We start from the raw sequence: 11,685 nt of genomic DNA on the forward strand, positions 1-11,685 counted from the left end.
ACGCAGTTTGACGCGCTGATTTCTTGTAGGAGCACCTTGGGGCCCGGTCTGCACCATCGGTAACGCTTGTACGTGTCTGAGCGCGACCTACACGGTCATGTCTTACTTGCGCCGAGCAATCATCCCGTCAGACTTGCTCAGGCGAGCCATGGTCAGCATGGCGTCTGCGGAAAGACCGTGATTCGTGGGCAGGGGAAAGCCTGCGATCCAATCACTCGCCTGTGGCGCGGCGAGCTGATCCGGCGCGAGTTGTAGGAGTACCCACACGCCATAGTGATCCGATGCCTAGCGGCCTTCGGCATAAGATGTGTCGAACAGGATGCCGGCTTTACGGGCTAGCAGGCGGTTCTGTTGAAAGAACACACGGTCGATGCGCGCAGGCGCGTCGTGCCGGCCAGTCTTCGCGGTCGTGGTGCAGGTTAGTCAGCTCGCGCGACGCTGCGCTCGATGACTTCGCGGTCTGTGCGGCTTGATCGGTTTACCCCCTGGGCAACGTACGTAGGCTGGATGCCCTGCGTGGCCTGCCGCCCGCCCAGTGGGGGACAGCAGCAGCGCAAGCGACACGACCGGGCATTCGCTACATCGCCGTGCTGGCGCTGCCCGGGTCAGCTGCCACGCCTGACTCATTGCTTGGCGCGCTCGGCCCGCCGCACCGCGCTTGGCACATCGATCTGCACGTTGGCCGGCAGCTGCTGAATACGTAACTCGCCGTTCTGCCATTCGGCCGATTCGCCATTGATCGTGGTCTTGCCCGGCGAACCTTGATAGGGCCACGGCAGCACCACGCCGCCCGGCGGCAGGATCAGCCCGGGCTGCAACTGCAGCAGCAACTGCTTATCGGTGCGTTGCAAGGTGTAGTTGAGGCGCCCGTAAGGTGTACGCAGTTCGGCAATGCCAATCCCCTTGCCTTCGAACCAGCGCGTTGGCGTACCGGCGGCGATGACCAGGCTGGCATCGGATTCGCGGCCGTAGGCGAACATGTCCAGCACCGAGCGCACGAAGTCCGAGGCGACCCAGGCATGCGGCAGGTCACCAACGAAGAACGGCGTGCGCGGCGTGCGCGAGACCACCTCGGCCCACTGATTCCAGGGTTGTGGCGCGCGGTCCTTGAAGAAGAACGCAGTGGCGTCCCAGGCGCGGTCGCGCCACCCCAGGCGCACGAAGGCTGCCACGTTGCGCCATTCGTAGGGCGTGTAGTCCTTCCATTCGCGCTTGCCGTCGCGGCGGTCGGAGAACTCTTTCCAGTAGCGCTCGAAGGTGTTGCGCAGCAGATCCTGCGGCAGATGTTGCTGCTCGCCGCCCGGGGTCAGCGCAATGGTGGTCGAGGTCGCATCGAAGTCGCCCAGTTCCGCAGAACCCGGCAGGAACTCCAGGCTGTGCTGGCGCACGGACGCGCCCAACGAAGCGACCAGGTCGCCACTGAATTCATCGCGCGCAGTGCTGAAGCGTGCCACGTCGTCTGGCTTGTCCAGCGCACCGGCCAGCATCGCCGCGTCCTTGTAGCCGCGCAGCGCCCAGAAGTCGTCCCAGTACGAATGCACCGGCTTGGCCGAATAACCTTCGTGGCTGATCGACACCGGCATCATTCCGTAGAAGGCCGGATTGCGCATGAAGTTGTCTTCGGTGCGCTCGCTGGCGCGCAGTTTTTCCATGTAGTCGAACGCGCCGGTGACGTGCGGCCACATCTGCTCCAGGAAGGGCTTGTCGCCGGTGTAGCGGTAGTACTCGGCGATGTTGTAGATCAACTCGCCATGGCTGTCGTTTTCCGGCACCGGGTCGCTGCCGCGGTCGTCCACGCAGCATGGCACCATGCCGTCGGCGAATTGGTACGGCGCGAACCAGTCCACGTAGTCACGCACCGCGTCTTCGCGGCCGAGCCGCAACAGCCCTTCGGAGATCATTGCGCCGTCGCGGATCCAGCTACGCGAGTACGAACGGGTGCCCGGCTGCAGACGCGGCCCGATGCGCGAGATCAGCATGTGCGCCAGCGCCGTGCGCAAGGTATCGACCACCGGCTTGCCTTCGGCCGGCACGCTGATGCGCACGCGGTCGAGCTTGCCGCGCCATTGCTGCGCCACCTGTTGCTGCGCGGTCTCCGCATCGAAGCCGGCAGGCAACTGCGCGGTGCCGGTCTGCGGAATCACCAGCGCCACCTCGCGCCGTTGGCCCGGTTCCAGCTTCCAGCGATACAGCAGCACGCCCGACGCCAGGCCGGTTTCGTCCTTGACCTGGGTGACCGTCGGCGGCGTGGCCGCAGTGAGATGGCCGACATCCATGCCGCTGTCGAAGGCACTGGCGAAGCCGGCATCCGGTCGCTGCACGGCGAACACGCGCGGCTTGCCGTTGACGCTGACCTGGGCGCCATCCACGGTGAGCTGTTCGATCCGGCTGACGCCGCCCCGGGTGTTGAGGAACTGCGACGGCGGATTGACCTGGAACGGACGCACCGCCAGGGCCAGGGTGAACTCGCGCGCGTCCTTGCCGGTGTTTTGCAGCTGGTAGCGCGCAACCAGTTGCGCCTGCTCCGGGGTGCCTTGCACGAAGGCGGTGACGCGCAGGTTCATCAGATCGTGATGCCAGTCGACACTGGGAATCGGCAGGTAGTCGTCCTGCAGGCTTTGCTCGCTGCTGACGTCAGACCAGTGCAGCACCTTGCCACCGGTGACCACGAACGGCTCGATGCTGAAACCGCCCTTGCCCACTTCCACCGCACCGTCTTCGCCGATCAGGCCCTGTTCCGTGCCACCGTCCAACCCCAGGATGGTCCAGTACGGCTGCTCGCCGGAGAAGCCGCGCGGGTAGCTGCCACGCGGCAGCTGCGCGGCCAGCGACTTGATGAAGTCATTCGGCGTTGCGGCGAATGCCAGTGGCTGCAGTTGTACTTCCTTGATGCCGTAGCGCCAGTTCGGGCCGTCCTTGAGATCGAAGCGCAGATAGCGTGCTTCGGTATCGGGCAAGGCCAGCCAATCGGTGCCGCCGGCTCCGGCGGTGACGGTGCGCAGATCGCGCCAGCTGCGTCCGTCGCTGGAAGAGCGCACCGCATATTGCGAAGCCTGCAGACCCGGCACCCACTGCACCACGGCGCCGCCGAATTCGCGCACCTTGCCCAGATCCAGCGTGACCGTTTGTTGCTTGACCGCGCCGCTGAGCCAGAACGTGTCAGGCTTGCCGTCGGCCAACCGCTGTTCCAGCGCAGGCGCGGTGTCGGTGATGGCCTTGGTCTGCAGCGGCGAGGTGTCTTCTGACGGCAGCGGCGTGAGCGTCAGCCGGTCGAAGCACACCGAGCCCTTGCCACCGACCTTGTTGTAGATGGTGAACTCCACATCCGCGCTGCTGCGCAGTTGCTTGTCCTGACCCGGGCCCCAGGCTTTTTCGATGTTGCGCTTGCGGTAGGTGAACGTGGTCCAGTTCTTCGGGAAGTTGAAGCCCGGCCGGTTGACCCACCACACGTTGTCGCCGCTGGCATCGATCAGCTTGAGCTGCAGATCGTTGGACGGCGACTCGCCGCGCACCACAAAGCCGAGCCGGTAATTGTCCGGGTACTCGATGGGCAAGCTACGGCGGATGCCTACATAGCCGGACACGCCGTTGAAGTTGTAGTCCAGGCACAGCGCATGTCCGCCGGAGGTGGTGGCTACCGGGCGCAGCGAACCACTGACCTGATTGGACACCACCAGGCGCCAGGCGCCGATGTCGTTGAAGCCGTCAAGCACACGCTCCTGCGCCTGCGCCGCGCCCGCAGACGTGACGAACGCGGCCATGGCACACAGTCGCAGGAACACAGGCTTCACCCCTTCACACTCCCCAGCAGAAGACCTTGGATGTAGTAACGCTGCAGCGCCAGGAACAATAGCAGCACCGGAATGACCGTCACCACTGCGCCAGCCATCATCAATTCCACGTCCATGATGTGCTCGCGCGACAGCGCCGCCAGCGCCACCGGCAAGGTGTATTGCTCCTGGTCGGTCAGCACGATCAGCGGCCACATGAAATCGTTCCACGAGCCCATGAAGGTGAAGATGGTCAGGGTGACCAGCACCGGCTTGAGCATGGGCAACACGATCTGGAAGAAGATCCGCATCTCGCTGGCGCCGTCGATGCGTGCGGCCTCGATCAACTCATCGGGAATGCTGCGCGCGTACTGACGCACCAGAAAGATGCCAAACACCGTGGCCAACGCCGGCACCACCACCCCGCCGATGTTGTTGACCAGATGCAGCTGCTTCATCAGCAGGAACAGCGGCAGCATCGCCACCTGCGCCGGAATCACCAATGCCGCCATCAGGATCTTGAAGATGCGCTCGCGGCCGACGAACTGCAGCTTGGCGAACGCATAACCGGCCATGGTGTTGATCAGCAACGAACCGAGCGTGATCAGTCCGGACACCAGCAAACTGTTGGCGAAGTTGCGCGCCATGCCGGTGCGCGCGAACAGCTCGTGGTAGTTGGCCGTGGTGAATGCCGACGGCAGCATCGGTGGGGGAAACCGGCTGGCCTCGCCGGTGGGCATGAACGACACCGACAGCATCCACAGCAACGGCGCCAGGCTGATCAAGGCCAGCACCAGCAAGCCGCCGTTGATCAGCACGGCATTCCAGCGCGATTCGCCGACATCACGACTCATATCAGGTCCTTCTTGCGGCCAAAGCGCAGCATCACGGTGGTCACCGCCAGGATGATCAGGAACAACAGGAAAGCCACCGCCGACGCGCGGCCGAGGTTCCACCACTTGAAGCCTTCTTCGAACATGAAATACAGCACGCTGACGGTGCTCTGCAGTGGGTCGCCGCGGGTCATCACGTAGGGTTCGGCGAACAGCTGGAAATAGCCGGAGATGGTGATCACCCCGACCACCATCAGCACCGGCCCAAGCATCGGCAAGGTGATGTGCAGGAACTGCTTCCAGCGCGAGGCGCCGTCGATGCGCGCGGCTTCGTACAGGTCCTGCGGGATCGCCTGCAAGCCGGCCAGGAAGATCACCATGTTGTAGCCGAAGTTCTTCCACACCGCGAACAGCATGATGGTGGGCATGGCCCAGCGCGGGTCGCCCAGCCAGTCGATCGGGGCAATCCCCAATTGGCCCAGGCCGAAGTTCACCAGGCCGTACTTGATGTGGAACAGATAGCGCCAGATCACCGCTACCGCCACCAGCGTGGTCACCACCGGCGCGAACAAGGCGGTGCGGAACAGCGCCTTGAAGCGCGAGGCCTTGGCATTGAGCAGCAGGGCCGCACCGAGCGACACGCCGATCGACATCGGCACGCCCAACAACACGAAGTAGGTGGTATTCCACAGCGACTTCCAGAACAGCGGCGTCTGCAGCAGGTCAATGTAGTTACCCAGGCCGACGAAGCGCAGGTGGCTGCTGTCGGCCAGCGCGTACAGATCGAAGTCGGTGACGCTGAGCACCAGCGCGGCGAACACCGGCACGCCGAAGAACATGCCCAGCACCATGATCGACGGCGCGGCGAAGACCCAGCCGGCGACGGAATTACGCTTCATCATCGTGCGGCTCCCTGGCTCGCTGCGGCAGCGTGGGGAGTGGCCTGCACAGCAGCCGGCGCTGCTGCCGGCGTGGACGTTTCACCGGCCGGGCCAACATCCCCCCCCTCCTGCTCGAAGATCCAGCGCCGCTTGGCCAAAATTTCGTCCACGCGTTGATCCAGTTCCTGCACGGCGGCTTCGTGCGCTTGGCCACCGCGCACCACGCGCTCGGTCACCAGACGCATTTCCTGCACGATGCGCTCCCACTCCAGCACCTTGGGCGTGGCCTTGACCCGCTCCAGCTGATCGCCGAACGCGTGCGCCAGTTCGTCGTTGGCCAGCGACGGCAGCTTCCAGGTGCTGCGACGCGGCGGCAGGTCGCCGATGATGGCGTGGAAGCGCGCCTGCACCGTGGGCTCGGACAGGTATTCGATCAGCTTCCAGCTGGCGTCCTTGTGCTGCGAGGACTTGAAGATCACCAGGCTGGAGCCGCCGGCGATACCGGCTCCCAAGCCATTGGGTCCCGGCAACGGCGCCGTACCCCACTTGCCCTCCATGCCCGGCGGCTGGCGCAGTTTGAACTCGCGCACGTTCCACGGGCCGGACAGATAAAACGCGTAATAGCCGTTGAAGAATTCGTACCAGACGTTGGAGACCTGGGTCTCGGAGACCTTGGGCGCCCAGCCTTTCTGATAGATGTTGTCGTAGAAACCCAGCGCCTTACGAAAACCGGCGCCACGGAAATTGCCGTAGTTGTCATGGTCGCGCAGCAGCCGGTCGTCCTGCTGCAGCGCGAACGACAGCTGCTGTTCGAATTCGTTGAGCGGCATCAGGATGGCGTAACGGTCGGGGCCGACCTTGCGCTTGATCGCCGCCATCACCTGTTCCATCTCGGCCCAGGTCTTGGGCATTTCGCTGTAGCCGGCCTCGCGCAGCAAGTCCTTGCGATAGAACAGCAGGCGCGTGTCGACGTACCACGGCACCCCGTACAGCGTGCCGTCGACCAGATTGGTGTCCCACACGCCGGGGAAGTAGTCCTTGGGATCGACGATGGTCGAGTGCGCCACATACGGTTGCATCGGCTCAAGCGTGTCCAGCAGCGCGAACTCCGGCAACCAGGTGTTACCGAGCTGGCACACGTCCGGCAGGCCATCGGCAGCGAACGCGGTCAGCAGTTTTTCGTGTGCCGCGGTCATCGGGATGTTCTGCACATCCACATGGATGGTGGGGTTCTGCTTTTCGAAGTCGGCCACCAGTTCGGAGACCACTTCGGCCTCCTTGCCCATCGCCCAGAAGCGCACGGTGGTCTTGCCCGGATCGGAGCGTTCGCATCCCGCCACACCTGCGCACAGGGCGGCGGCCAACATCAACAGTTTCAAAAGGCGCACGGATTACTCGGGTTTGGGGCGTTGCGTGGAGTTTTGGCGCTGCGAGGGGTCTTGCTGGGCCTGGGCGGCGGCGGCACGCGACTCGGCCATGCCCAGCGCGCGCGCCGCAGCCTTCTGCTCGTCTTTTTGCGGCGCCGGCTGCGGCTCGCCTTCTGGGGTGAGCCAGCCGCCGGTGAAGCCGGCGCGTTCCAGACCGGCGCGGATGTAAGGATTCTTCTTCATCACATTCCAGACGAATTCGTTCTGGTAATTGGCGATCATCGCCAGGATCGGACCCTGATCGATGGCGATGTAGTCGCTGGCGACCCAGCCACGGTCCGGCACCATGCGCCCGGTCTTGAGCGGGATGTCGTAGTTGAAGCTGGGGTTGAACGAATCCAGGAAGCCATAGCTGGAATACAGGAAGTCGCCGTAGCGCTTGTGCATTTCTTCGGTGGCCGGGATCACCACTTCCGGGGCGAACACGATCGAGGAGATGGCTGCGGTCGGCGCGATGGTGCCGTCGTCGAAGTTCTCGCGCAGGCCGGCGCCGCGCGAGGAGTAGTGGCGGAACTGGCGCTGCTCGCCGCGGTATTCCTGGCTGGTGTTCTGCGGGCCGTCGCCGGCGGTCAGGCCCCAGACGTTTTCGCCGTAGTCCTTCCACTTCATCGGGTTGTCGATGGCGTAGTCGCGCTGCGCCAGCGTGGCGCGGCGGCTGTTGAGGAAGTAATCGATGCCGCGCTCGCGCATGTACTGGTCCTGGATATCGCGGAAGTCGATCCAGACATGGCTGTATTGGTGGCCGAACAGCGGGCCGAACGAGAGGTATTCCTGCCCCTGGTACACGCCCCAATCGTTGTTATAGGTGCGCGTCCAGCTGGTCCACGCGTCCGGATCCACGCCATGGGTGGGCGAGCCCAAGGCGAGGATGTACAGCATCATCGCCTCGTTGTAGCCCATCCAGTCGTGATTGATGCAGCCGCTTTCGGGGAACCAGCCCATCGAGATCAGCGGCGCACGTTCTTGCAGCCAGCGCCAGTCAACGCGCTTGTACAGCGCGTCGGCGATCTGGCGGATCTCCTTTTCGCGCGGGTCGTCACCGTCGTAGTACGACTGGGTGAACAGCACGCCCATCATCAGCAATGCAGTGTCCACGCTCGACAGCTCAACCCAGCTGTCGTAGCGGTTGCCCTGCTGCATGTCCAGAAAGTGGTAGTAGAAGCCCTTGTACCCGGCCCGACCGGTCCGCTGCGGCCCCATCGGCGCGTCGCGAAAGAATTTCAGTGTGGTCAGGGTGCGGTCGATCGCCTGATTGCGGCTGATCCAACCGTTTTCGATCCCGATCGGATACGCGGTCAGCGCAAACCCCACCGAGGCGATGCTGGCGAACGGGCGCGACGGAAACCGGTCAGGCGCCAATCCGTTGAGTTCGTTGGTGGTGTCCCAGAAAAATTGGAAGGTCCGGCGTTCGATGTCCGAAAACAGCGGCGGCAGCGGCGGCTTGACCGGCTTGGGCGGCAGTTGCGCCTCGACCAGGATGACTTTCACCGGCGCCTTCTTTTCGGCCACCTTGGGTTCCTCGGCTTGCTTGCACGACGCCACTACCAGCGCGCCCAGCAAGAGTGGAATCGTCAACCATCGCGACGTGTTGCCCCTGTCCATCCGCCCCCCACCTGTGTAATCGATTACATCTCGCACGCAAACCTACCCTATCCAGGCGCCGAGTTCGACCGCCCTGGCGTTGCAGCCAGGGCGGTCGCGCACCTCACCAGTTCAGACCGAAGGCCAGACGGAAGGTGCGCATCGGCGACGCAAGCACACCGGTCGGTGTGCCGTAAGCCGTGTTCAAGTCCTGCAATGTTCCGGTATCGCCGTTGAAGGTGGCGTAATTGACCCAGTTGAACACGTTAAGGATATCCGCACGCACGTTGAATTTGACGCCTGCCCCGGTATCCCACTCTTTATTGGCGGCAATGCTGAATTCCTTGTAGCCCAGCGTGCCATCCGGCTTGAACTGGATGATGTCGCACTGATCGTTGCCGGCCAGACAATTCTGGCCGTAACGCGCGGTCTGGCTAGCCAGCGACAGCTTGCCGGACAGTTTGATCTCATACGGCAACTCGTAGATGCCGGTGACCACCAGGCGGTTCTTCGGGATGCCGCCGGCCTCACGCCAGCCGTAGTCCTGGATGCGTTCGCGGTCCAGCGCATAGTGCTCGCCGAACTGGCGGTTCTCCTTGGCATCGGAATAGGTGTAGGCCACGGTCAGGCCCCAGCCGGATTCTTCGTCGAAGGGCTTTTCCACCTGCAAGGCGAGCTGGTTGTTACGCGTCTCCACACCGTTGGTGCCCAGCACGATGGCGCTATAGCCATCCGGGCCGTCGGTCGGCGCGCCGGAGGTGGTGCCCGGCTGGAAGAACGAGCCGTCCGGCAGGCGGTTGCCGCGCACGAAGGCAAAGCCGTCATGGCTCTCGATGCGGCTCAGGGTCACGTCGGTAAACCAGTCCTGGCCCCACAACGGCACCATGTTGCGCATGCCGATGCTGAATTGGTCGGAATACGGGGTCTTGAGGTTGTTGTCGATCAGGTAGACCTCCCGTCCGCCACCGCCGGTGCTGTTGGCGGTCAATGTGTTCAGCCCTTCCTGGCTGTTATAGGCCGGATTCCACGGCGTGCATGGGTCGCCCAGGCAAGCACCGTTGTTGGGGCTGGTGAAGTAATAGCTATACGAATTGAAGGAGTTGTTGAGCTGCTCCAGTGCCAGGTAATCGAAGATGTTGCGGTCGTACGCACGGCCGGCACCACCGTAGATCACGTGGGCCTGGTCGCCGAACAGGTCGTACGAGGCGCCCAGACGCGGCTGCCAGGCATTCTTGAACGCCTTGCGGTTGTTGCCGGTGCTGATGAAGTCGTTGATGGTGTAGTTGGCGTTGCGCAGGTTCGGCCAGTTTTGCAACGCGCCGGCCACATCCGACGGGGTGACGAAATCCAGGAACGCCGGGGTTTCTTCGTAGTCGTAGCGCACGCCCAGATTCAGGGTCCAGTGCTCGTTGACCTCCCAGTCGTCCTGCAGGTAAATGCCGTACTGCTTGTTCTTGGACACCACCGAGCCGCCACCTTCCACCAGTGGCGCACCGAAGCGCACGCGGTACGGCGTTTGCACGTCGGTGAGGATGTTGTAGTAGTACTGCGGGTTGGCCGGATTGAACTGGGTCGAATCCAGATCGATGCTCTTGAACTTCACACCCATCTTGACGGTATGCGCGCCATGCCATTCCAGGCTGTTCAAGGTGAGGTCGTCCTGGAAAGTCCAGCCCTCTTGGCCCTTGCGCTGGAAGCTGCTGCCGGCGCCGGCCGCCAGGATGTCGGTCTCGTTCCCGCGCACCGGCGCGTAGCTGAGGATGTAGCCGTTGCCGTTATTGATCGGCGCCTGGTTCCAGAACGCGCTTTCGTAGCTCAGGTTGGCTTCGTTGAGGAAGTTGGCGCCGCTGTACTGCCAGCGCAGGTTGGCGCGCTTTTCTTCCTGGCCGTTGATGCTGCCGTGCTCGTAGGTCGAGGTCTGGCCGACGTCGTTGAGCTCGTCTTCCTTGCGGTACTTGCCGGTCAGTTCGAACAGGTTGTTGTCGCCGATGGTCCAGTCGATCTTGCCGAAGTACAGGTCTTCCTTGAACGGCGTGCTGGAGGTCACCACCAACGGCTGCAGCTGCGCCGGCAGCTGGTCGACTCGGTCGGAATAGATCGAGCCGGGGATCACCACGTTCGGCGTGGTGTATTCCTTGGCTTCATAGGCAATGAAGAAGTGCGCCTTGTCCTTGAGGATGGGGCCGCTGAAGGTGGCGCCGTACTGGGTTTCTTCGAAGTCGTCGCGCACGCCGGCTTTCTTCTCCAGCGGGCTCTCTTCGCGCCAGCTGTCGTTGCTGGTGTCCCAGAAGAAGCTGCCGTGGAAATCGTTGGTACCGGACTTGGACGAGGCCACGATGGCCGCGCCGCTGACCTGGTCGAACTCGGCCTTGTAGTTGGAAGTGATGACCTTGTATTCGCCGATCGCCGATTGCGGGAACGGGTTGCCGCGGCTGGAATCCTGGCCGCTGACGCCGCCGGTCAGCACATAGTTCTTCTGGCTGACGCCATCGATGTAGACGTTGGTGCCTTCGGCCGATGTGGCGCCCGATCGCACCTTGGTGGTGCCGTTGGCCTCGCGGGTGAATTGCACGTTCGGCACGGTGTCGGCCAGTTCCAGGAAGTTGCGCGTGGCACGCGGCAGGTTCTGGATCTGCACGTTGGAAATGTAGGTGGCGTTCTCGGAGGTGCGCGTCTCGACCAGCACCGGCGGCGCCTTGACCTGCACCGCGTCCAGCGTGGTGGCGTTACCACCCGCGGCCGTGGCCGCTTCGCCGCCGACGCCCAGATTCAGGGTGGCCGTCTGGCCGACCTGGACGGTGACGTTCTGCGAGCTGGTCTGACCGTTGGCGGTGACGTCGATGCGATACGAACCCGGCGGCAAACCGCCCACCGAATAGCCGCCATTGCTGACCTGCACGGTGCGGGTCAGGCCGGTGGCCAGATTGGTGGCGGTAACCTGCGCCTGGGCGGCGGGTGCGGCGTCGACGGTGACCTGTCCGCGAATGGTCGCACCGGTGCTTTGTGCGAAGACCGGTGCGGCGCCGAGCATCAGGCAGCTGGCGAGCGCGCAGCTGAGCAGCTTGCGCGCCGGACGGGCGAAATGGGAGTGGTGGTGGCGCATGGTCGTCCCTCCAGGGATCGGTACAGATTGTTGTTGTGGCATTACAGTGGTGCAGGAACAGCCGCTGCACGGGCAGCGGGAGCGAACAGA

The 11,685-nt window shown here is 63.6% G+C and carries 6 protein-coding genes and 1 pseudogene; all 7 read right to left on the minus strand.

Annotated features, from left to right (window positions below):
* Positions 1–288: 288 nt before the first annotated feature.
* Positions 289–387: pseudogene (locus XBLMG947_RS23230) on the minus strand (endonuclease/exonuclease/phosphatase family protein); the annotation flags it as partial.
* 236 nt (positions 388–623) lie between these two features.
* On the minus strand, positions 624–3,761 hold the full coding sequence (locus XBLMG947_RS14860; protein ID WP_065469421.1) for a discoidin domain-containing protein: 3,138 nt from the start codon (positions 3,759–3,761) through the stop codon (positions 624–626).
* 26 nt (positions 3,762–3,787) lie between these two features.
* Positions 3,788–4,624: a carbohydrate ABC transporter permease gene (locus tag XBLMG947_RS14865; protein WP_039412596.1), complete on the minus strand. Its 837-nt coding sequence runs from the start codon at positions 4,622–4,624 to the stop codon at positions 3,788–3,790.
* A complete protein-coding gene (locus XBLMG947_RS14870; protein ID WP_083993138.1) occupies positions 4,621–5,505 on the minus strand; it encodes a carbohydrate ABC transporter permease in 885 nt (294 codons plus the stop codon). The genes XBLMG947_RS14865 and XBLMG947_RS14870 overlap by 4 nt, the downstream gene beginning before the upstream one ends.
* The gene (locus XBLMG947_RS14875; protein WP_065469423.1) at positions 5,502–6,872 is read right to left on the minus strand and encodes a sugar ABC transporter substrate-binding protein; all 1,371 of its coding nucleotides are present in this window, start codon (positions 6,870–6,872) and stop codon (positions 5,502–5,504) included. The genes XBLMG947_RS14870 and XBLMG947_RS14875 overlap by 4 nt, the downstream gene beginning before the upstream one ends.
* Positions 6,873–6,875: 3 nt before the next feature.
* On the minus strand, positions 6,876–8,513 hold the full coding sequence (locus tag XBLMG947_RS14880) for a glucoamylase family protein (protein WP_065469424.1): 1,638 nt from the start codon (positions 8,511–8,513) through the stop codon (positions 6,876–6,878).
* A gap of 103 nt (positions 8,514–8,616) precedes the next feature.
* Complete coding sequence (locus tag XBLMG947_RS14885) at positions 8,617–11,595, minus strand: TonB-dependent receptor (protein WP_065469425.1); 2,979 nt, start codon at positions 11,593–11,595, stop codon at positions 8,617–8,619.
* Between the last annotated feature and the right edge of the window lie 90 nt (positions 11,596–11,685).

The sequence above is a fragment of the Xanthomonas bromi genome, from assembly GCF_900092025.1.
Lineage (GTDB): Bacteria > Pseudomonadota > Gammaproteobacteria > Xanthomonadales > Xanthomonadaceae > Xanthomonas > Xanthomonas bromi.

Coding starts and splice junctions, on each gene's coding strand:
- XBLMG947_RS14860 (WP_065469421.1), bottom strand. CDS start 3,761: ATGGCCGCGTTCGTCACGTCTGCGGGCGCGGCGCAGGCGCAGGAGCGT.
- XBLMG947_RS14870 (WP_083993138.1), bottom strand. CDS start 5,505: ATGATGAAGCGTAATTCCGTCGCCGGCTGGGTCTTCGCCGCGCCGTCG.
- XBLMG947_RS14885 (WP_065469425.1), bottom strand. CDS start 11,595: ATGCGCCACCACCACTCCCATTTCGCCCGTCCGGCGCGCAAGCTGCTC.
- XBLMG947_RS14865 (WP_039412596.1), bottom strand. CDS start 4,624: ATGAGTCGTGATGTCGGCGAATCGCGCTGGAATGCCGTGCTGATCAAC.
- XBLMG947_RS14880 (WP_065469424.1), bottom strand. CDS start 8,513: ATGGACAGGGGCAACACGTCGCGATGGTTGACGATTCCACTCTTGCTG.